The organism is Kluyvera genomosp. 3 (genome assembly GCF_011765685.1).
Taxonomy (GTDB): domain Bacteria; phylum Pseudomonadota; class Gammaproteobacteria; order Enterobacterales; family Enterobacteriaceae; genus Kluyvera; species Kluyvera georgiana_A.
Genome location: NZ_CP050321.1, coordinates 3,249,042 through 3,274,071, shown reverse-complemented (window position 1 = coordinate 3,274,071; position 25,030 = coordinate 3,249,042). Strand labels below are relative to the sequence as shown.

Below are 25,030 nucleotides of genomic sequence, written 5' to 3'. Positions count from 1 at the left end.
TTTATGTGGCGTATTAATTGATGCCATTACTACAACGGAAGTATTAGTGTCTACACTCGTATTAACCGATGCGTTGCGTCCTCTGTATTTAATTGCAGCGATGAATGACGGGTTGGTGAATATCATCGAGAGTAAAACATGATGTTAATCACGGAAGTAGTTAATGATAAAAAAGAGGTGTAAGGAAATACAGGATATATTCTTCTTGATAAGGCTATTTAATTATAAATAAAAAACAATTCACGCAACATTCAATGATTACTGTGCTACCAGCCTGAGACCCTTGTGGTGCGCGGTTGTTGAGATTGCATTAACTATTCATCAAGGGAATATATTTTTAAGTATATCCTGTTAATAATTTCCATGGTAAATCATTAAATACTTAAGCTGATATTAACCATGGTGGTTTTACTGTTTTTTAAACTCAGCGAAAGATTTTCATCGTGCTTTGTTTTTTTAGGTGTTTGTGTGCCGGGATATATTTATGTGATTGCTAACAATAACCAGTTCATAATTGTTTGTGACGAGGTTCTAATCATATGGCTAATATCTCTATTATTGCCCGGAGTGGCGCAACCACCTCTACCGTATCAGGTGAAACCGTAAGCCTCATTTCACCCAGCATTGTCAAAATCAACATTAGCCCTCGTGACGTTGCCGGGCTGGAGCGCAGTGGCAACGACCTCGTTATCTCGCTGAGAAATGGCGAAAAAATCACCATCGAGAACTATTTCGTGCTCGATACTGAAGGGCACCGCAGTGAACTGGTGCTTGAGGATCAGAATGGCGCGCTGTGGTGGGTCGAAGAACCGACTGACGGTCTGCATTTTGCGCCACTGGCCGATATTGATGCTCTGCTGATTACCCAAAGTAGCACCGAAGGCGCCATGCCGTGGATCCTGGGCGCGCTGGGTATTGGCGCTGGGATGGCTGCTGCGGCTGCCAGTATTGGTAGCTCAGGTAACCATCACCACAACGCAGATGATGACCCGGCAGACAATCAGAACGGCGGCCCGGAGGGCAGTAAGGATAATGACCCGGATGACAATACCCTTCCTGGCATTCCCACTCTCCCCACCGAGAATAACCAGACTCAGGTTGACAACGTCACAGAGCTGACAATCACTGATAATGTCGAACAATATACGGGAACGATCGCGAAAGGCGGGTTCACGAACGACAATACGCCAACCCTAAGCGGTAAGGCGCTGGCAAATTCAACGGTCACGATTTATGACGGCGAAACCCGGTTAGGTTCCGTGACAGCAGATGCCAAAGGACTGTGGAGTTTTACCCCTGCCGCGCTAGACGATGGGGTGCACAGTTTCACGACTACGGTGAGCAAGGGAGATATCAGCAGCGGGAAGAGTGGAGCCTACGTGGTGACGATTGATACTCACGCGCCGGGAGAGGTCACGCTATTCATTGCCACCGATAATCAGACCCCGGTGCTGGGCACCATCTCGGCTAACGAAACGACGAACGATAATACGCCGGTCATCAGCGGCAAAGCCGAGCCGGGCAGCACCGTTAATATTTATGATTTTGGCAAACTGGTTGGCAGTGCGCAGGCTGACGTGCATGGCAACTGGGGGCTTGAGTTAAGCACGGTATTGGGCGAAGGCAAGCACAGCCTGAGCGCAAATGCCACCGATCTTGCCGGAAACATCGGGCCCTCCACCGCGCCGCTGGTGTTCGATGTGGATACCGAAAAACCGGTCACGATGGGCGCTTTTACGGTGAGTGATGATACGGGGGGGACCGTCGTTACGTTGCCAGAAAAAGGGACGACGACAGACACTACGCCCACCTTTAGCGGCGCGGCGGGGAGTGTAGAAGACGGGACAACGGTGAGCGTCTATCAGGGAACAACGCTTCTGGGAACGGCCACCGTCGCACCTGACGGCAGCTGGCATTTTACTCCTGATGCGCCGTTGCCTGCGGGTAATTACAGTTTCCACACCGTTGTCACCGACGCCGCAGGGAATAACAGCGGAGATTCCCCTTCCTTCAACCTGACTATCGCCCCGCCGGCAAGTAGCGTTACCGTGACGTCGGTCGATGATGACGTTAATCCTGGAACCGGCGCGCTGGCTAACGGCGCGTCAACCAACGATACAACGCCAGCCTTCACCGGCACTGGCCCCGCGTCTGGCACGATAACGGTTTATATCAATGGCATCGACAGCGGCACGGTGACCGCTGATGCTCAGGGTATTTGGCATTTTACCCCGCCTGCGCTGGCGGACGATCATTATCGCTTTACGTTCTCTTCCGATGGCGGCGCGACGCTGTCAGAACCGTTTGTGCTGACTGTAGATACGCAGGCCCCTGATGGGGTTAGCGACTTGACGATCGTTGACGATCTCAACCCTGGTATTGGCCAACTGCATAGCGGGGATTCAACCAACGACGGTACGCCTGTTATCAGCGGGAGCGCTGAACCGGGATCGACAGTCAGCATTTATGACGGTGGCAAGCTGATTGGTACCGCGTTAGTCGGCGCAGACGGGCAATGGGGCTTTACACCGGCCCCCGCGCTCAGCGAAGGCACGCACGCGATTTCCACTGTCGTGACTGATGCGGCCGGCAATGCCAGCGCCGCATCGCCTGATTTTGTGCTGGTAGTTGATACTACAGCGCCAGCTTCGGTCACAGATCTGCTGGTGACTGATAATCAAGCGCCAGTCGTGGGAACTGTAACGGCTGGTGAGGTGACGAATGACGCGACGCCTGTCATCAGTGGTAAGGCCGATCCAGGTAGCGACATCATTATTTATGACAAGGGTATTGAGATTGCGCATACCGTCGCAGATGCCAGCGGCCAGTGGGGACTGGAGCTGACGACACCGCTGAGCGATGGCCTTCACGGACTGATCGTTATCGCCGTCGATGCCGCCGGGAACGCGAGTCAACCGACGGCTGAACTGGTGTTTAGCGTCGATACCTCAGCGCCGCTGGCGGCCATGAACATCACGGTGACGGATGACATGGGGCCGGTACAGGGCAAGCTGACCAGCGGCAGTACAACTGACGATACGTCGCCCACTTTCTCGGGGCGCGCTGAGCCGGATAGCACCGTCAGCGTTTATGATGGCGCGAACCTGCTAGGCCTGGTATCCGTCGATAGCAGCGGAAGCTGGAGTTTTACCCCTGATACCCCGTTGAGCAGCGGCTTGCATCAGTTCACCACTGTTGTCACCGATGCCGCAGGTAACGCAAGCCCGCCATCGTCGGCTTTTGATTTGATGATTAAGCCTGTGGCGGATCCGATTAGTGGACTGGTGGTAACGGATAACGTAGATCCCGTTCAGGGGACGCTGGCGAACGGCGCGTTGACCAATGATATGACGCCGACCTTCAGCGGGAACGCGGCGACCAACAGCACGATAGCGGTTTATGACAATGGCGTACTGTTGGCCAGCGTCAACGCGGACGGAGACGGCAAGTGGAGCTTTACCCCGTCACCTGCGCTGGGCGAAGGTGAGCACAACGTGACCTTTACGGTCGACAGCGGCAGCGGCCCGTCCGCGCCCTCACTGCCGTTTGTGCTGACGGTCGACACAACGGTGCCCGAACCGGTGACGAATCTGGTCATTGTTGATGACAAAGCACCGGTCATTGGCCAACTGACAAGCGGCAGTGTTACCAACGACAGTACGCCGATTATCAGCGGTCAGGCGGAACCTGGCGCTACCGTAACGCTGTACGATGGCACCAGGGTACTGGGTAGCGTGTCAGTAGGCAGCGATGGACAGTGGGGCTTTATTCCTTCTACACCGTTAAGTGAAGGCGTACACACAATAACGGCTACCGTCACCGATGCGGCGGGTAATGTCAGCGCTCCGTCTCCGGAATTTGTCCTGGGCGTTGATACCGTCGCCCCAGGGCCGGTGACGCTGTTTATTGCCACCGATAATCAAATGCCGAACGTGGGAACCATCGTCTCCGGCGAAGCCACCAACGATAATACGCCGATTCTGAGCGGTAAGGCCGACCCGGGCGTACAGGTGATTGTTTATGATGGGGGCCGCGAGATTGCGCGCGTGACCGCCGATCTTAACGGTAACTGGGGCGTGGAACTGGCGACGCCGTTGACCGATGGCCCGCACAGCCTGAGCGCGGTGGCTGTGGATGCGGCGGGAAATACCGGCCAGCCTACGGCAGCGGTGGAGATCATTGTTGATACTCTGGCACCGAATCCAGTTGCCGGGATGACGGTGATGGATAACGTGGGCGTGCAGCAGGGGCCGTTAGTCAGTGGGGGTCAGACTGACGATACCCAGCCGACGTTCAGCGGCACCGCTGAGGCGGGTACCACGGTGAGCATCTACAACAACGGGATATTACTGGGTACCGCGCCGGTAGACAGTAACAACATCTGGACCTTTACCCCCGATGCGCCGCTGAGCGGCGGTCTCCACAACATCACGACTCAGGTGACTGATGCGGCTGGTAACTTCAGCACTGTTACGCCGCCTTTTGCTATCACGGTCGTGCCAACGGTGGTGGCGATCGATGGCGTCATCGCCTCTGATAATGTGCTACCGCACACCGGGCTGATAGCCAACGGCGGCTCGACTAACGATAGCCAGGCGATTTTTAGCGGAACACTATCGGCGGCGGCGACCGGGACGATCCGGGTTTATGATCAGGGCCAACTGGTGGGGACGGTCACGTTGCACGGCCAAACGGCCTGGTCCTGGTCACCCACATCGGCCCTCGATGATGGCATGCATAGCATGACTTTCGTGTTGGTGGTGAACAACGTGGAGTCTGCCCCCTCGCAGCCGTATGTGATTTATGTTGATACCGTAGCACCCGATCCGGTCGGCGATCTGAGCATCGTTGATGATGCCTCACCGGGAATTGGCCAACTGCAGAGCGGTGGAGCGACCAACGACCCAACACCGATTATTAGCGGGACAGCCGAGCCTGGCACGACGGTCACGATCAAAGATAACGGTAATATTATTGGCATCGTCACGGTCGGCGCTGATGGGCAATGGGGCTTTATCCCCGCTATCGCGTTAGGCGAAGGGGCGCACGCGATTACGACGATAGTCAGCGATGCGGCGGGGAACGTAAGCGTAGAGTCTCCACCTTTTAACCTGGAAGTGGATACCGGTATCCCCGCCGAGATTATGAATCTGGTGGTGTATGACGACAGGGAGCCCGGAATCGGCGCGCTCAAAGACGGAGACCGGACCAACGACAATACGCCAACGCTGACGGGCAAGGCGGAGAACAACGCCACGGTAACCATTTATGATGGCAATACCGTGCTGGGGAGTGTACAGGCTAACAGCACAGGCGACTGGAGTTTTACCCCGACGCTGCCGCTGGACGATGGCTCGCACAGCCTGAGCGCAATTGTCACCGATGCCGCGGGCAACAACAGTATCAAATCCCCGGCGTTTAATCTGACTATCGATACGACGCCGCCAGTACCGGTGACTGGGATCGAGATTGTGGCAGACAGCGGCGTCGTCGCGCTAGGTGGCAGCACCAATGACACCACTCTGACGGTGCGTGGCAAGAGCGAACCACTCAGTTTCGTGACCGTTTATGATACTAACGGCACGATAGCGTTGGGTACCGTTCAGGCCGACCAGAACGGCGACTGGTCGTTGGCGATTTCACCCCTTGCGGAAGGCCCGCACAATCTTACCGCGAAAGCGAGCGACGCGATGGGCAACGTTAGCGCCGCTTCTCAGCCCGCTGTCGTGGTTATCGATCTGACGCCACCCGCGACCATTACCGCAATTACTGTCACCGATAATCGTTTACCGACGTTGGGGACGGTCGGCGCCAACGGCATCACCAACGATACGTTACCCACCTTCAGCGGTCGCGCAGAGCCGAACAGTATCGTCAACATTTATAACACGGATGCCAATGGCACCATGCTGATTGCGACCGTTAAGACCGGGGCTGACGGTCACTGGGAAGTGACGCCGACGACCGCGTTAAGCGATAAGTACTATAGCCTGACCGCAACCGCGACGGATGAGGCCGGTAACGTCAGTCTCGTCTCTCCGCCAACCTCTTTTACCGTGGATACCACCGCGCCGTCGGCGATGAGCGGACTTATTCTGCAAAATGACGGGGTGACGCTGGCGGATGGCGCGAAGATTAATAACGCTTCACCCACCCTCAGTGGTGTCGGTGAAGAGGGTGCCACCATCGTGGTATACGACACCGATGGCACCACGGTACTGGGCACGACGGTTGCGGGAGCGGGCGGCGCGTGGTCGATTCACCTGCCAATCCTTGCCGAAGGCCCACACAGTATTACAGCGAAAGCGATCGACGTGGCAGGTAATAGCAGCCTGAGTTCGACTCCGGTGACGGTCTCTATCGATACTGTCCCGCCGGCAAAAATTAGCGGCATTATCGTTACCGATACCCACGGTGTGGTGACCAGCGGTATGGATATTAACGATACGATACCGATTTTCAGCGGCAAAGCGGATCCGAACACCATTATCAAGATCTACAACGGCACCACGCTGATTGCCACTGGGCAGGCCGACGGTAACGGTGACTGGCATTTCCCGCCTAACGTGCCGCCGACGACATCATTGAAGGACGGCAATTACAGTCTCACGGCTACGGCTACTGATGACGCGGGCAATGTCAGCCAGCCATCCCCCTCTTTTGTATTTACCGTTGATACCATCGCGCCAGATCTGACTACCGCACTGGTTGTCACCGATAATGTCGCGCCGGTGATTGGTAATGTCCCCAACGGCGGCAGCACCAATGACACCACGCCAACCTTCAGCGGCAAGGTAGAACCGGGGGCGAAGGTGGAGCTGTATAGCGGTACCGCTCCTAATCTGGCGCTGTTGATAACGACCACCGCGGGCGATGATGGCAGCTGGAGCTACACACCTGCTCCCCTTGAGCAGGGGGACTATCATATTACCGTGACGGTGACCGATGCGGCAGGCAACTCGAGCACAACCGCCGTCGATTTTGTCATTGAAGTGGATACGACTGCGCCGACCAACGCGCCGACCTTTACGGTGATTAACGATCTGCTGACAGCGGTCGTTCTAAATGGGCAAAGTATCAATGATGCTACCCCGACGCTTAATGGTTTTGCAGAGCCGGGAAGCACCGTCACCATTTATAACGGGAAGGCGGTGCTGGGGGTTGCGCAAGCGTCAAAAACTGACGGCAGCTGGACCTTCACACCAACCAGCGCGCTTAACGACGGCGATTATCATCTGACCGCGACGGCGACTGACGCCGCCGGAAACATCGGCCCGGCGTCTCCCATTTTCGATCTGACGATTGATACCCATGCGCCAGATGTCGTCACGAATATGACCGTCATCGATGATATCCTACCGGTGAAAGGCCCACTGACCAGCGGCGACAGTACCAACGACAAAAACCCAACCTTTAGCGGCAATGCGGAAGCGCAAAGCACGGTGATTATTTACAACAATGGAACCACCGAACTGGGACGGGTGACAGCAGACATTCACGGCGTCTGGGCTTTCACTCCGACGTTTGTGGATGGCGACTACCGCATCACGACCGTCGTCGTGGACAAAGCCGGTAATGCCAGCACGGCTTCATCTCCTTTTGAGCTGACGGTCGATACCTCGAAGCCCGCGAAGGTCACTGACCTGGCGGTATCCGATAATACGCAATCGGTGGCCGTTAACGTCTCCTACGGTAGCTCAACGAGTGACTCGACGCCCGTCATCAGCGGCACCGCCGAAGCTGATAGCAAAGTACTGCTGTTTGATAATGGGAAGTGGGTGGCCACCGTGACGGCGGATCACGTTAATGGTAACTGGAGCTACCCGCTCACGACGCCGCTGACCGAAGGTACCCATAGCTATACCACCATTGTTGAGGATGCCGCAGGTAACCAGAGCGATGTTTCCGATCCGTTTGTCTTTATTGTGGATACCATCGCGCCTGCTGCGCCGGGCGCGATCATCGCGACCGATAATAACCCGCTTCCTGAAAGCGCTATTCCCGCCAGCGGACTCACTAATGACAAGACGCCAACCCTGAGCGGCGTGGTGGAGGGTAATGCACTGGTAACCATTTACCGGGATGGCGCACCGATTGATAGCGTGAGAGCGGGGACGGACGGTAAATGGAGCTACACCTCCGGAGACCTGGCGGACGCACAGTATATTTTCAAGGTTACGGCGACCGATGCCGCAGGCAACGTGAGCGGCTTTTCACCGGAACTCGTGCTGAATATCGATACGAAAGCGCCACCGGTAATGGGAACGGTCACCGTGACCGAGGATCTCGTGGTTGGATCCGGAACGATTTTGGCAGAAGGTTATACCAAAGACACGACGCCCACCTTTAGCGGGACGGCGGAAAAAGGCAGCACGGTGATCATTTATGATAACAAACAACAGATAGGCACGACGACGGCGTCGACGATCGACGGGAGCTGGAGTTTTACGCCCTCGTCCTCGATTGGGCAGGGCCCTCACTCTATCATCACCACGGCTACCGATGCGGCGGGCAACCAAAGCGCAGACTCACCGGAATTTGTCTTTACGGTTGATTCCGTTGCCCCGGATCCGGTGACAAACCTGACGATTAGCGACAGCGTGACCGGCGGCATCGTCGGCGATTTAAAATCTGGCGATCTCACTAATGACAATATGCCAACGCTAAGCGGCAAGGCGGAAGTGGGGAGTACAGTCACCTTCTACAACGACACGACCTATCTGGGCGAAGTTACCGTTACTGACCCCAATGGCAACTGGTCCTTCACGACGGGCAAACTCAATGATGGCATCGTCAGTCTGACGACGACGGTGACCGATAAAGCCGGTAACGTGAGCGAGCCGTCGCCAGCCGTTGTCCTGCATATTGATGCTACGGCGCCTGATAAGCCAGTCCCCATTACTGCAACCGATAACGTGGCGTGGTATCAGGGGACCATTGGCAGTTTGACTAACGATGCGACACCGACCCTGAGCGGGGTGGTGGAAGCCTTCTCTAAGGTAACTATCTATCAGGGCACTGGAGGGGCGACGCCGACGGCAGTGGCGACGGTTAACGCTGATGCTGAAGGGCGGTGGAGCTATACGCCCACGCTTGCCGATAACACATACACCTTCAACATCACGGCAACCGATGCTGCCGGTAACACCAGCAGCCATTCTGCGGATCTGGTGTTTGAAGTGGATACGATTGCGCCAACCGCTGTCATTGCGCTACTGGTAACTGATGGTCTTGGTATTCCTCTCGGGGCTCTGGCGGATAATAATCGCCCAACGTTCACCAGCCTGGCTGTGAGCGGCGAGCCAAATGCGACGGTCAATATTTACGACAATGGCGTACTTATTGGTAGTGCGTCTGTTAATGGACTGGGAGCCTGGAGCTTTACGCCAGTTGCGCCGCTTGCCGATGGCGACCATAAATTTACCGCCAAAGTTGTGGATGCTGCGGGTAACGAGGGCGGCATTTCGGTGGCCGTTGATTTAAAAATCAATACAGCGACGTTAAGCGGCGGTATCTCTGAACTGGTTGTGACCGATGATCACGACCCGGTGCAGGGGACAATCGCCAACGGCGGTTATACCAACGACCCGACGCCCACTTTTAGCGGGAAAGCGCAGGCCGGGACTGTCATTAACTTCTACGACAATAACATCCTTAACTTTATTGGTTCGACCACGGTGAATGGCGACGGCACATGGTCGTTCACACCGACTGGATTAAGCGATGACTCGCACCTGATCATCACTACGGTGACAAACGGCATCAACACCACACCGCCTAACTCGCTGTTCCAGTTTACCGTGGACACCGTTGCGCCGGGTGATGTGACTTCGCTGGTGGTGACTGACGATGTCCTGCCGGGAACCGGCAGCATTGATGACGGTGGTTCAACCAATGATACGAAACCGACCTTTAGCGGAAGCGTTGTCCTGGCGTCTCAGGAAATTGGCAGTACGGTCATCCTGCTGGAAGGCACGACCGAAATAGGTCGGGCGACACTGGACCTTTCCGGTCTATGGTCGATTACGCCAACGAAAGATCTGGCGGAAGGATCGCACAATTTCACGATTAAGGTTGTCGATCAGGCGGGTAACCCCAGCAGTGGAGTGGACTTCAGCCTGACGGTGGACACCGCGCCGCCGGCAGTGGTGAAGAACATCACGCTCTCCGATGATAAGGATCCGGTGCAGGGAACCATCGCCCCGAATGGTTATACTAACGACGCCACGCCGACGCTGACCGGCGGGGTGGGCAGTGCGGAAGCGGGAGCCCGGGTTTCCGTCTATGATGGCAGCGTGTTTCTCGGCTCGGTTGTGGCGAACGCTGATGGCTCCTGGAGCTTCACCACGCCGACGCTGCTGAACGGCAGCCATAGTCTGACGGTGACCGCCACTGATGCGGCGGGGAACGTGAGTACGGCGACCACGCCAATCCTCTTCAACGTGGATACCATTGCACCGCTGCCTATTCTGACGTTAAGCGTCTCGAACGACGTGGGGACGACGGCGCTGTTGACCGGCTCGACCACTAAAGACAGCACGCCAGTTATCAGCGGTCGCGCCGAAGCCGGCACGACTATTAATGTCTACAGCGGTTCGACGTTTATCGGTACTGCGACTGCAGGCAGTGACGGCACATGGCGCGTCTCACCCTCTTCGTTACCTGATGCCACCTATACCTTCACCGCAACTGCCACCGATGCGGCGGGCAACGTTAGTCCGGCTTCGCCGCCGTTCGTCCTGACGATTGATACTCTGGCGCCGAAAGCGCCGTTGGCCTTTACCGTGACCGACAACATTGCGCCCGTGATCGGCGATGTGACCAATGGCAATACCATTAACGACCCCCGCCCGGTACTGACCGGTGCCGTCGGCAGCGTAGAAGCCAATGCGCTGGTGACGATTTACAACGGCAACACAGTAATAGCGACCACCCGCGCGCTGGCCGATGGTTCATGGAGCTATGCCTCACTCACCGGATGGAGCAATGCCGCGTACGCGCTGTCGGTGACCGCCACCGATGCGGCGGGGAATGAGAGCGTCAAGTCGCCGGTCTTTAACCTGACTATCGACACCGTTGCGCCTGCTGCGCCTGGCAGCATTACGGTCTATGACGACTACGGTACGATCGTGGGGAATGTGACTAACGGCGGTGTGACCGACGATACTAAGCCTGCGTTGAGCGGCACAGCGGAGTTGGGCAGTACGGTTAAGATATACGATAACGGCATACTGGTGGATAGCGTCATAGCCTCCGGTCCTGGAGGCGCATGGAGCTACCAGATAGTGAACCCATTGTTGCCGGGGCCGCACAGTTTCACTGTCACGGCGACCGATGCGGCTGGTAATGTCAGTCTATCGTCGCCAATCTTTGCCATGAATGTTATCACCGCCGTCCCAGCGGCTATCGCCAATTATACCGTCACCGACGATGTTGCTCCGGGTGTGGGGACATTGAGCAGCGGGGCATCGACCAATGATAAGCTGCCCACGATTTCGGGGATTGGCGCCACGCCAAATACCACCGTCATTGTGTTTGATGGCGGTATTGAGATTGGCCGTACCACGGTCAACGGATTGGGTATCTGGTCTTTGACGCCCGGGAAGGCGCTGGATGACGGCTCGCACAGTCTGACGCTTAAGGTAGCTGACGCAGCGGGTAACACCAGCCCGGCAACCGCCCCCTTTATCCTGAATGTCGATACCGGCACACCGCAGCCGGGTGCGCTACCGCTGGTCAATGATGACGTCGGCAGCGTGCGGGGCGATCTGGTGAGCGGCGCGCTGTCTGACGATAATATGCCGACGCTGCGTGGTACTGTGGAGCCAGGGACCTGGGTTAACGTGTATGACGGCAGTAAGCTGCTGGCGACCGTGCCAGCCGATAACACCGGTGCCTGGTCCTATACCCCGGCGGCACTGAGTGATGGGGAACACCGCTTCAGCACCACGGTAAGCGACGCCGCGGGTAACGTCAGCGTATCGTCACCGGTATTTATCCTCAATATCGACGCAACGGCACCCTCAATAGCAACCAACATCACCATTACTGACGACGTTTCCCCGGTGACGGGATTGCTGTCCAAAGAAGGTTTCACCAACGACAACACGCCAACCCTGAATGGTACCGCGGAAGCTAACGCGTTTGTCACTATCTACAACGGCGCAAACGCGCTGGGCATCGTACAGGCCGACGGTAATGGCCTGTGGAATTTCACCCCATCAGCACTTGCCGATGACACCTATACGTTCTCAACGACTGTCAGCGATGCGGCGGGTAACGTGAGCGGACGTTCGCCGGACTTCAAGCTCACTATCGACACCAAAGCGCCCGCGGCGATTGGCACGTTGACGGTGACGCATACGGTTGATCCCGTATCCGGAACGCTGAACACCAACGACAGTCGGCCAATCATCAGCGGTACGGCGGAGAAAAACACCACCATTACCGTGTATGACGGCGGCAAGGTGCTGGGTTCAACGACTGCGGATGGCAACGGGGTATGGTCATTCCAGCCATCAGCGGTGCTGGCCGATGGCGATCATGCCTTTACGGCCACGGCAACCGACGCGGCGGGTAATATTGGTGGTACGTCGCCGACGTTTAATCTGAAGGTTGATACCGTTGCGCCTGGCGTGATTACCGGCCTGACGGTATATGATGACATTGCGCCCGATATCGGTAACCTCACTTCGGGCAGCATTACCAACGATACGAAGCCCAGTTTTAGCGGTATCGCGGAAGCCAACAGTAAGGTGAATATCTATGATGGCGCCACTCTGGTCACCACGGTAACCGCAGGGCCCAATGGTCAGTGGACATGGACGCCAACGACCGCGCTGACCACCGGCTCGCATAACTTTACCTTCAACGCCGTCGATGCTGCAGGCAATATCGGCGTGAAAACACCGCCGTTTGTCCTCAACATCGATCCCACCATTGGCACGCAAATCCTCAACGCAGTGAACGATGAGGCAGGTCTGACCCTGACCACCTCTATCCAACAAGTGACCGCGACGCCGAGTTCCGCCTCGCAAAGCCTGAACGTGTTGAAGCTTGGGGCGGGCGATCTGCTGTCGTTGAACGTCATTCAAAGCAGCCAACTGCCGACGTTCCACGTTGATGAAGGTGCCTCGCGCGCATTAACACTTCAGGGCAGCGCGGTGGGCGTTACGCTGCTGTCGACGTTCGATTTGTACATCTACAAGTCCAACGGCGACGGTACCTATAGCATGTACCAGAGAGTCGATAACTTCCTTCAGGTACTGCTGTTGAGCGGTACTTCTGGCACCGCGAAGCTGAATCTGCCAGCTGGCGACTATGCGTTGCTGCTACAGGCCGATGATGGTTTGTCGTTATTGACCAGCAGCCAACTGAAAGTGACATCGGACGTCACGACTGGCGTCTTTGTTGATACGGCAGGGGCGACCACGACCGGTAACGTGATCACCGGCGTGGGCGGCGGCGGGGTTGATAGCGCCCCGAACGGTACGGTGGTGAGTGGAGCCAGCGCCGCGTCGTCCAGCGGGTTATCCGCCGTTGCGGCGAGTGGGTCGACTTCCATTGTGGGTACCTACGGCACGCTGACCATCAACGCCCAGGGCGGCTATACCTATACGTTGAAAGCGGGTGTTTCGCCGTCCAGCGTAACCGGACCGGATGTCTTTACCTACCAGTTGAAAGCGCCAAATGGCTCAACCAGCAACGCGACGCTGACTATCGACCTGAATTTGCCTAACCTTCATGCAAACCCTGATCGGGTGACGATGGAGGTCGATCCAACGCCAGCAGATGTCACCACCAAAGAAGTGAGCAACTCTTCGGTGATTGTGGCGAACGTCGGGCTCGGGGCGGTGCTGGATGTGGGGGTGAGCTTAAGCGGGCAGCTGCAAATTGACGTTCCCACGAACGCCACCCGCACCTTTACGCTAAACGGCAGCGTCATTGGAGTGGCCCTGTTGTCGACTTTTGACCTCTATATTTACAAGCTTAATCCAACGACCGGCAGGTATGAACAGAGCAAAGTCTATGATGACTGGATCAAGGTTACATTACTGGGGGGCGCGACATCTGAGTCGATTACGCTGGCTGCGGGGCACTATGTGTTCCTGCTGAAAGCCGATACGGGCGTGGCGGTAGGCAGCATCGCGACATTAGCCACCAGCAATGACGTTACCCATACCTATCAGGCCGCCGTCGAATCCGTTTCCGGTAATGTCATCAGCGGGGCAAATGGCGGCAGCGGCGGCGCGGACGTCGCCCCTGCGGGTACCGTGGTGAGCTATGTGAACGGCCAGGCGATAGCCGCCACAGGCAACACCACCATTGTGGGTAACTACGGTAATTTAGTCATCAACGCGCAGGGCGGGTACACCTATACCCTGCGTACCGGTCAACCGGCCAGCGGGCTGGGCCAGGAGAGCTTCACGTATGTCATCCGCAATGGCGCGTCGGTCAGCACCTCAACGTTGACCATTTCCCTGCCCGCCGTGGGGACGACGGTGGCCGCGCAGTCGCTGATGACTACGATGGCGCTGGTGGCGGACGAAAGCGTGGTGCAAGAGTCGACGGCGCTACAAACCAGCGCGCGAGCGGCAACGCTATTGGCCACGACGGAGGCCGACACGGCTCAGGGCGCTACATTGCAGGTCGATAACGCGGATGCCTTGACGCACGCCACGCTGTCCCTGGCGTTCTCAACCTTACCGACACCCAACGGCCAGGCGGTGTATCAGATTCTCGACGCGCAGGGCAATTTGCTGACCACCGGCACGTTGAACGCGGATGCTTCGACCTTGACGGCGAACATCAACCTTAATAACACCACGCTGCATGACGGACATTACAGCGTGGTGCTGCTGGATACGGCAGGCAACACCCTGAACAGCGAATTCAGCACGATTCTGACCAGCGTCGCCGTAACGCCGGAAGCCGCCGCCGCGGGCGTTACCGCCGAAGGGCAGATCGCCGAGATTGCGTCCGGCGCGCTGTGGGCCAGCATTACCCTCAGCAACGAGAGCGGCCAGCAGATTAGCGAAGTCGCAGGCAGTACGCAGTCGCAAACCCTGGAAGGAGTGTACGGTACGCTGACGCTGCACGCGGACGGCAGCTACAGCTATACCCTGCGTGAAGGGGTTAGCGTGGCCGACCTGAGCCAACGCGAGCAGTTCGACTACACCCTCAAGGCCCCGGACGGCACACTCAGTCACGGCAGCCTGACGATTGATCTGCATCCGCATGTCGAAGGCAGCGACAAGAACGATGCCGCCACAAGTAGCGCATATGACGATACCTATACGCTTGGCGGCGGGGGGGATACGGTGATCTTTAATCTGCTCGATAGCCACGATGCCACCGGCGGTAACGGTCATAACAATCACTGGACAGATTTCTCAGTTAGTGACGGCGATCATATAGATATCAGCAAGCTACTGACGGACTGGAGTGGTAAATCTGAAGATCTCGGCCAATATTTATCTATAGAGCACACGGCATCGGGAGACACGGTGGTGTCCATTGACCGTGACGGTGCCGGGACACAGTATCAATCGACACAACTTATCACTCTGGAGGGCGTGCAGCCGACGCTCGAAGAGCTGTTACATCAGGATTCATCGGCAAGCCACGGATAGCCTTCTGCAAGGCGACAGGCACGAAAGAGTACCTCGCGAGCCGTTAGCCCGTCGCCAGGCGGGTTAACGGTCTTCGCATCAGGACGGCATCACCTCAGGAGCTGTACCCTCCGACCCGCTTATTTCCCTATGGAAGGGACATCGCTGCGGGGCGGATATTCATCAATAGTCATCAAAAAATATAAACGGCCACTTAGGTCAACATATTGATTATATTGGGGATGTTGTATGGGGAAACGCAGCGGTAAAGGTAAGATATTTTTTTGGTTAACGGTGTGCATCCAGCCGCTGCTGCTGCCCGATGCCGGGGCGGCGTGGGGGCGTTCAGATAGTGACATCGCCAGGCAGATCAATCCGCAAAACATTGCCGCTGACGATGAATTGCCCAATCTCAGGGGGCGCGACCCGGGCCTTGCCGCCAGCGCAAAGCCGCCCGCCAATTTAACCATCAACCAGGCGGTACAGCGCGCCGTACAGTGGTATCCCGATATTGGTACTGAGGCCGGCAAACTGTTCAGCACCGCGCAAAAGATTGATGTCGCCCGCGCCAAATACTACCCGCAAATCAGCGGTGGCCTGAATAATGGCGTGACCAACAGCTATTCCAACCACGGCAACGTTCCCTCGGTCGTGCTGTCGCTGTCCCAGATGCTCTACGACTTTGGTCTGACCGACAGCGCGGTGCGGGAAGCCAACGCGGCGGTGGCCGCTCAGCAGGCTGTCGTACTGCTGAGCATTGATAAAGTCGCCCACGATACCGCCGCGGCGTTGGTTCAGGTGCAGGGCTATCAGGAGCTGGTGGCGATCGCCGAAGAACAGCTGCGCTCGTTACAACAGCTAGGCAAGCTCGCCAACGAACGCAACAGCGAAGGGGCCAGCTCGCTTTCTGACGTGGTGCAAACCGATGCGCGTATTGAAGGCGCACGGGCGACGCTTGCGCAGTATCAGGCCAATCTCGAACGCTGGCGCGCCACGCTGTCGACCTATCTGGGCTGGAATAAGATTGATGTGGTGAGTAACGAATTTCCGCAAACGCTGGGTAAATCCTGCGGCGTGGCGACAGTGGACGACCAGCTCGTACCGTCGGTGCTGGAAGCGCGCGCGCGGGTAAACCAGGCGGCGGCCCAACTGGCGGGGGCGGAAGCGCAGATGAAGCCGACCATCTCGCTGGAGTCAGACGTGACCCGCTATCTTAACGATCGCTACGCCAACAGCGAACAGCTGGATCGTACCCAATATTCGGCCTATGTGCGGGTGAAAATGCCGATTTATCAGGGCGGCGGGCTGACCGCCAATCGCGATGCCGCGCAGTACAGTCTTGATGCCGCGACCACGGCGGTACGTAGCGCCCAGTTGCAGGTTCGACAGCAGCTTAGCGCCGCGCAGAACGCGTCGGTCAGCCTCCAGCAGGCGCTGCAAATCCAGGCTCGCCAACAGATTCTGACGCAAAAGACCCGTGAACTGTATCAGCAGCAGTACCTCGACCTCGGATCGCGCCCGTTTCTGGATGTGCTGAACGCTGAGCAGGAAGTTTATCAGGCGCGCTTTACACAGCAGGAAACCGAAAGCCAGCTGCGTACCCTCCAGCTTGATTGTCTGTACAACACCGGGCGAACCCGCCAGCAGTTTACGCTCAATAATCAGTCCATTCAGGGCGTGGAGATTCAACCATGACGGGAAAAGCCCGGATTGCCGAACAGGAAACGCTGGAAGCCCACGCGCTCAACGACTGGATTACCGTTATCAGTCAGGTGGCGACGCACTATCGCTTGCCGTTTTCACCCGGTGGGCTGCAGGCGATGGCTCGTTGGCAGTTGGCTAAACCGTTGAGCGTGGCGCTCAATAATATGGCGCGCCACGTTGGGTTGACGGCACGGCGGCTGCACGAAAAAAAGGACGATGTTTCCGGCTGGCGTTTACCGCTGGTGGTACAGCTTAAAACGGGGCAAATAGGCATCATTCACAGCTTTGACGGTAACGCCAGCGTCGGCATTAGCTTTCCCCGTGACGCCAGCCTGATAGCCAGCCAGCCGCTGCCCGAACTGCTTGAGATGATACAGGTCGTGGTGGCGTTTCGTCCGGCGGCGATGGCACGCGATAGCCGGACTGAGGAGTATCTGGCTAATTTTAACCCCGGCTGGTTACGCCAGCTGGCAATGACCAAAATGAAACCCTACTGGCACGTGATGCTGGCTTCGCTGGTTATCAACGTCCTTTCGATGGCCGGGATCCTTTTTTCGATGCAGGTCTACGACCGGGTTATTCCCGCCCAGTCTTACCCAACGCTATACGTGCTGTTTATTGGCGTGCTGATTGCCGCGTTTTTTGGTCTGGCGATGCGGCTGATGCGCAGCCACGTGAGCGACATTCTCGGTAAACAGGCCGACATGCGCATCTCAGACCGGGTGTTTGGCCATGCGCTGCGGCTGCGCACGCACGTGGTACCGCGATCCACCGGCAGCTTTATCTCCCAACTGCGAGAGCTGGAATTGATTCGTGAAATGGTCACCTCGACCACGGTTTCGGTGATCGCCGATCTGCCGTTCTTTTTTCTGTTTTTACTGGTCATGGCGATCATCGCGCCGCAGCTGGCATGGATCCCGCCGGTGGCGGCGCTGATCATGATCGCGCCAGGTATTCTGCTACAGAAGAAACTGGCCGACCTGGCGCAGGAGAACGTGAAAGAGTCGACCCTGCGTAATGCCGTGCTGGTTGAAAGCGTGCAGGGGCTGGAGGATATCAAGCTGATGCAGGCTGAAAATCGCTTCCTGCAACAGTGGAACAGCTATATCCGCATTACCGCCCAAACCGGGATGAAAAGCCGACGGCTCACGCAAGGGCTCCTGGCCTGGGGTAACACAATCCAGGGGCTGGTGTACGCGGTGGTAATCGTCGTGGGCGCGCCGCTGGTCATCGATGGCGACATTACCACCGGGGCGATTGTTGCTGCCTCACAGCTGTCGTCACGCATGATTGCCCCAATGGCGGCATTGTGCGGGGTGCTGGCCCGTTGGCAGCAGGCCAAAGCGGCAAAGGGCGGCATCGACAGCATTATGCAGTTGCCGGTGGAAAACGGGGGGGATTCGCAGCGGCTGCATCGTGAAGTGCTGCACGGCAATTACCACTTTGCCGATACTGCGTTTCGCTATCGCCAGGACTCGCCCATCGTCCCGCTGCGGGTCGCAAAATTAGATATTAGCGCCGGGGAACGCATCGCCGTGCTGGGACGCAACGGTGCCGGGAAATCGACCTTTCTACAGGCGCTCATCGGCGGCGTGCCGTTGGAACAGGGCGAGCTGCGGCTCGACTCCCTGAGCCTACCGCATATCGATGTGGCCGATCTACGGCGTAATACCGGGCTGATGACGCAAAATGCCAGGCTATTTCACGGTTCGCTGCGCGACAACCTGACGCTGGGCGCGCCGCAGGCACGCGATGATGAAATCTATGCCGCGCTGGAGATGTGCGGCGCGGATGTGTTAGTCAGCAAATTGCCCCACGGGCTGGATCATGTGGTCATGGAGGGCGGGCTCGGTCTGTCCGGCGGCCAGCGGCAATCGATCCTGCTGGCGCGCCTGATGTTACGCGATCCCAATATCGTACTGCTGGACGAACCGACCGCCTCGCTGGATGAACACACCGAGCGTGACTTTCTTGACCGTCTCAGCCACTGGCTGGCGGGCCGGACCTTGATTATTGCCACTCATCGCAGCGCGGTGCTCTCCGTGGTCGACCGCGTGCTGGTACTCAAGGACGGCGCGCTGGTGATGGATATGCCGAAAGAGAAGGCGATGGCGCGCAGAAACGCCGAGGCAGCGGAGGTGAACGATGAAAGACGACCAGCCTGAGACCGACATTGCGCTTGCAGAACAGGCTCCGATACCGACACCGGCGAATGCCCAGCCGCTGAACTGGAACGGCGATCATGGTGAAAACGATCTGGATAACGAGAGCCTGGCGCGTTCCGGGCGAATCGTGACCTTATGCGGCGCGCTATTACTGGTGGCCTGGGGATGGGCGTCATTTAGCACGTTGGATGAGGTTTCAACCGGGACCGGCAAAGTGATCCCCAGCTCGCGCGAGCAGGTGCTGCAATCGCTGGACGGCGGCATTCTGGTGGCGCTGAATGTTCGCGAAGGGCAGCGAGTTGAAGCGGGGGAAGTGGTTGCTCGTCTTGATCCAACGCGTTCACAGTCTAACGTCGGTGAGAGCGTGGCGCGCTATCAGGCAGCGCTCGCGGCCAGCGCGCGTCTGTCTGCCGAAGTGAACGAGTTACCGCTGACTTTCCCGCCTGCGCTCAACGATGCGCCGCAACTAGTGGCCTCCGAAACCCGGTTGTACAACCTGCGCCGGAGCCAATTCTCCGACTCAAAGGCAAGGGTGGCTGATTCACTGTCGGCGGTGGACCGTGAACTGGCGATAACCCGTCGCCTGGCGAAAACCGGTGCGGCCAGCAACGTGGAAGTGCTCCGTCTTGAGCGCCAGCGTTCCGATCTTCAGCTCAAAATTCTCGACCTGCGTTCGCAGTACCTGGTTCAGGCTCGCGAAGAACTGGCTAAAGCCACCGCCGAGGCGGCTTCGCTGGCCGAGATTATTCGTGGCCGTACCGACAGCGTCACGCGTATGACGGTGCGATCGCCGGTGAAAGGTATTGTCAAAAAAATCAAGGTCAATACTTTGGGTGGCGTGATCCCACCCAACGGCGAATTGATGGAAATTGTGCCGCGCGATGACCATCTGCTGATTGAAACGCGCCTGTCGCCCCGCGATATTGCCTTTATCCATCCGGACCAGTCGGCGCTGGTGAAGATAACGGCCTATGATTATGCCATTTACGGCAGTCTGAAAGGGGTGGTAGACAGTATTTCGCCCGATACCATTCAGGATGAGGCTAAGCCTGAAGTCTATTATTATCGCGTGTTTATCCGTACTGAGAATGATTATCTGCAAAATAAAGCCGGGAAACGCTTCAATATTGTCCCAGGGATGATTGCTAACGTTGATATTAAAACTGGCGAGAAGACGGTTATGGATTATCTGGTGAAGCCGTTTAACAAGGTGAAAGAGGCACTCCGAGAGCGGTAAGCTATTACAGCGATGGCCGATGGCTATCCAAAAATAAACAAAAAAACGATTATCAGCGTCGAGTAAAAAACCTATTGTAGCGCCACTTTGCATCCAACCCGTCGATTGATGGGACGCTAATAATAGGAAAATTATGAAGAAGACGCTGATCACTTTAATTATTGCGAATGCGCTGACCGCCACCACCGCTTTTGCGGCGGCAGATGCTGGCACCTGGTATACCGGCGGGAAACTGGGTTGGTCGCATTATTTTGACACCAGCACCACGCCACGCGCTAATGTCGGTTATGACAGCGATAACGTTGGCGGCGGTGTATTCACCGGCTACCAGATTAATCCATGGCTGGCGGTTGAAGGCGGCTACGATTATTTAGGTAATATGCAGATCAACGGTAAAAACGGTGCCTCAGGTTCACAGATGAAGAGCCAGGGTTTGCAGCTGTCGCTGAAAGCCAGCTACGGTTTAACCGACAGCTGGGATCTGTATGGCCGCGCTGGGGCAATGGGCTATCGTGCGGAGTCGGATATTCAGGGTCATAACCGCTTTGAAACCGGCGTTCGTCCGTTGGTCGCCGTGGGCACCGAGTATGCCTTTAATAAAAACTGGGCAGGCCGCCTGGAGTATCAGTGGGTTAGCAACGTGGGTAACGAAAATCAGATTGGCGTCAGCAGCGACATCAGTTCCGTTACCGCAGGCATCTCTTATCGTTTCGGCCAGCACGACGATACGCCAGCCGTGGCGCCGATTGCCGCCCCGGCGCCACAGCCAGCGCCGCAGCGTTTTAATCTGAAATCTGACGTGATGTTTGGCTATGACTCCGCCGCGTTAACCCCCGAGGGGAAAGCGGCCATCGCGCAGCTGTATCAAAATCCGGGCCTACAGCCAGCCTCTGCGAAGGCTACCGTGGTAATTGGCTATAGCGATCGCCTTGGTGCAGCGGACTATAACCAGCAGCTGTCAGCGCAGCGCGCGCAGGCGGTGGCGGATGAACTGGTGGCGTTAGGTATGCCCGCGGCCAACATTCGCGCGGAGGGTCGTGGCGCCAGTGACTCGGTGACCGGTTCTCAGTGTGACAGCCAGTCGGGAGCGCAGTTGATTAGCTGCCTGGCGCCGGACCGTCATGTTGTGATTGAGATAACCGATAAGCACTAATAACAACAGCCAAAAAGCCTCCTCATATCGCTATGAGGAGGCTTTTTTTATTCATAGATGATGGTATTTAACGAGTCTCTCAACTGTCTTAAACCTGAAATATTGCGCTCTTCCAGGTAGTAGTTATTAATCAGTTTAATTTTATCCAGTTTGCTCAGGGAAGTATAAACCCGATATGTCTGGCTACTGCTGTCAAACATATCTTGAATATTAACATCCTGTAAAAACGTTTGTTTCAAATAGAAAGAAAGGTCGTCGAGAGTACATCTGTTGTCATAATGTAAATAGCCAAAGCTGATTTTGTTTGCCGGAAGTTCTTGCGGTTGATTTTGAACGATGGGCACCTGGAGTAAATCAATCGTTCGCAACAGGCTATGGCCTGACTTCTTTCGTGGGATAAGCGCGCCGGAGAGTATGAGTTTGTGGAGTTTTCGCATCGTATTACCTTTATTGCTACAATGCGCTATTTATTATCATTGATGCGTAATGGCTTCGAGTCTTTTATTGTTTATAAAAAAATAACGTCGCAATTTTATACTTTTTGGAATAGGCATGAATTTCTTCTGAAATAAGAAGAAATGTGGGAAGCATTTCCCATGATTATCTTGCCTGGTGCGTCTGGTGTATCAACTGATTTAACGAGCGAACGACACGCGGTTTCTCCCGGCCTTTTTGGCTTTGTAGAGTTCCTTATCGGCATGTTCCGTTAATGTCTCCAGAGAATCTTGCGCAGACCATTGCGCGACACCAAAGCTGGCGGTCAGATACGCCGAAATTTGTGATCCCTTATGCGGGATTTTTGCTGCGGAAATAGCGTTGCGGATACGTTCTGCAATATTGACGGCATCGTCTGCATGATGGCAACGGGCCAGGATAACAAACTCCTCGCCGCCAAAACGAAATGCGGTATCTGAAGATTGACGTAAGGACTGGCTAATGCATTTCGCCGTCTTGATTAAGCAGGCATCACCCGCAATATGGCCGTACAGATCGTTGTACTGTTTGAAAAAATCAATATCCATAATGATCATGAACAGCTTCTCATCGGATAAAGAGAGCCGTTTCGCGTGGTCGGCGAAATGAACAGCCAGGCTGCCTTTATTAAACAACCCTGTTAATGCGTCACGATGTGCCAGGCGGGTGAGCTTCTTGATTAACAGATTTTTTGCGTACTCGCTTCTTTGGGTACGCAGATACCATTCCAGCAGAATGTAGCGTGCGGTGATCACGACGATAAAAATAATAATGGAGCCTGCAATTTGCAGCATATTGAATTTCTCAAATGTCGCAAGCTCGCTCAACAACATGGAAGTGGCGATAGGAATACTGAATAACAACAGTATCTTACCAGAAATGTAAAATGATATGGTCGCCGGGAGCAGTATGATGATCAGCAGTGAGAGCGACAGCGCCGGCGTGTTGTTCTGCTTCACCATCAGGTAAAACATACCGGCCCACAACAGGCCTAAAATCAACACATGGAGCGGCAGTATCGTCGCCAGTTGCTCGCGGTGAATGACCTGCCTGAGTACTAGCCCGATGACGGAGAAAAAAATCGTCGCCATACACAGAGAGTTGAGCGTATCGCTGGCGATAAAATGAATATTGTTGAGCAAATTGCTGGCGAGCAGCCACAGACAGAACACGACGTTCAGCGTAAGAAACCAGATATAGCCCCACGAGTTAACGATGTCGAGGTTTTGCTTATCCCCTGAAAGGGTTTTCGTCATGTTCCGTTCTCTACCTGGATAAGGGGACTTATTGAATTATAGAAATATAAACATCTTACTGCGTAATCGCTACCTTTTGATTTTATTATGAATCCAATAATAAACATAAAATAGCGTGTCAACAGTTCGGGCGATGAACCTTCTACATATAAGATGAACGCTATATTCCCCCTGGGTTCATCTCTTCTGTTGGCCTGCTTGAATTAAACAAAGTCTGGTCTAAGCTCAGAAGAGCAGAGGGCTCAGGCAGTCTTCTGCGCTGAAAAATAACAATAATTATTTCTTCTGGGTGATGGCTATGGCGCAATTGCGGCGATGGATAATATTGCTATTGTCTTTGGCGCTTTGCCCGGCTGAAGCCAGCACTCTTTTCGATCCCGAAGATGGCATGCTCGATATGAGCCGCTATTTGCAGGATAACCCCTATGGTTTTCTTCCGGTCCCCGTGGTGATTACTGAACCGGCCGTCGGTTACGGCGGCGGACTATTCGGCCTGTTTTTACACGGGAAAGGCAAGGTGAATAATGGCCGCTATACGCCACCGGCGATAAGCGCCTTTGGCGGCGGCGGAACGCAAAACGGCAGCTGGTTTGTCGGCGGTGGGCACCGACGCACCTGGCAGGATGACCATATTCGCTACCTTGTTGCCGGTGGGTACGCTGATATCAATCTTGATATTTATACTGGCGACGTTGCGGGTTTTGACTCGCATCGCGCGATCAACACCGCCACTCAAGGCTACGGTGGTATGCAGAAACTGCTGTTTCGACTCGGCGATACGCCGATGTTTCTCGGCGCATCGCAATTTTGGGCCAGAATGGACATTTCCGCCAAAAATAATCCCCTGATTGATCGTGCCTGGCAGCGCGTGTTGGGTGACAGCAGTATCTCATCGAGCCTTGGCGTGGTCGCGGAATATGATACCACCGACAACTTCTTCTGGCCGTCAGAGGGCGTCTCGCTGAACGGCGAGTATCAATTTTACGGTAGCGCGCTCGGCGGCGATTATCGTTACGACTTATTGACTCTGGATGGCAAGTTTTTTATTCCGCTTAACCCGGAATGGATGCTCTCTCTGGCGGGAAACTATCAAACACTCTCACCTCAGGATAACCACCTGCCGCCGATGGCGCGACCCTACATCGCGCTGCGCGGCATTTCCCGCTATCGCTATCAGGGCAATGACGTCAGCACTGTACAGACGCAGCTTGCCTGGCGGGTTACGCCGCGCTGGATAGTGCAGGGTTTTATCGGCGCGGGCAGCGCCGCCAGTAGCAGCGCTGACCTGTACCGCAGCGCCGAGGTGGCGTGGGGCACCGGGTTCCGCTATCTGATTGCGCGTGAATATGGTTTGCACACCGGTATTGATGTGGCCTTTAGCGATAGCGAGCAGGCCGTCTATTTCAACGTGGGCTCGGGTCTGTAAATGA

At 55.9% G+C, this 25,030-nt stretch carries 8 protein-coding genes; 6 read left to right on the top strand and 2 right to left on the bottom strand.

The window, feature by feature from the left end; translation table 11 throughout:
- Nucleotides 1-539 precede the first annotated feature (539 nt).
- From GY169_RS15445 to ompA, 5 genes are all read left to right on the top strand, one after another.
- Nucleotides 540-15,632 (top strand): BapA/Bap/LapF family large adhesin, encoded by a 15,093-nt coding sequence (locus GY169_RS15445; RefSeq protein ID WP_167576270.1) that lies wholly within the window; start codon nt 540-542, stop codon nt 15,630-15,632.
- 228 nt (nt 15,633-15,860) lie between these two features.
- A complete protein-coding gene (locus GY169_RS15440) occupies nt 15,861-17,306 on the top strand; it encodes a TolC family outer membrane protein (protein WP_163448580.1) in 1,446 nt (481 codons plus the stop codon).
- Entirely contained in the window at nt 17,303-19,480 is a 2,178-nt protein-coding gene (locus tag GY169_RS15435; RefSeq protein WP_167576269.1) for a type I secretion system permease/ATPase, read from the top strand. Before GY169_RS15440 ends, GY169_RS15435 begins: the two co-directional genes overlap by 4 nt.
- On the top strand, nt 19,461-20,717 hold the full coding sequence (locus GY169_RS15430; RefSeq protein WP_163448584.1) for an HlyD family efflux transporter periplasmic adaptor subunit: 1,257 nt from the start codon (nt 19,461-19,463) through the stop codon (nt 20,715-20,717). Before GY169_RS15435 ends, GY169_RS15430 begins: the two co-directional genes overlap by 20 nt.
- A 133-nt stretch (nt 20,718-20,850) precedes the next feature.
- On the top strand, nt 20,851-21,870 hold the full coding sequence (ompA, locus tag GY169_RS15425; protein ID WP_167576268.1) for a porin OmpA: 1,020 nt from the start codon (nt 20,851-20,853) through the stop codon (nt 21,868-21,870).
- 47 nt (nt 21,871-21,917) lie between these two features.
- On the opposite strand, the gene GY169_RS15420 is transcribed toward ompA, so the two are convergent.
- Complete coding sequence (locus GY169_RS15420) at nt 21,918-22,307, bottom strand: hypothetical protein (protein ID WP_163448588.1); 390 nt, start codon at nt 22,305-22,307, stop codon at nt 21,918-21,920.
- A 198-nt stretch (nt 22,308-22,505) separates the two neighbouring features.
- Nucleotides 22,506-23,600, bottom strand: a complete 1,095-nt coding sequence (locus tag GY169_RS15415; RefSeq protein ID WP_163448590.1) for a membrane-associated sensor domain-containing protein — start codon at nt 23,598-23,600, stop codon at nt 22,506-22,508.
- Between the two features lie 298 nt (nt 23,601-23,898).
- Here GY169_RS15415 and GY169_RS15410 point away from each other — a divergent pair, with 298 nt between their 5' ends.
- The gene (locus tag GY169_RS15410) at nt 23,899-25,026 is read left to right on the top strand and encodes a BamA/TamA family outer membrane protein (RefSeq protein ID WP_167576267.1); all 1,128 of its coding nucleotides are present in this window, start codon (nt 23,899-23,901) and stop codon (nt 25,024-25,026) included.
- Nucleotides 25,027-25,030 lie beyond the last annotated feature (4 nt).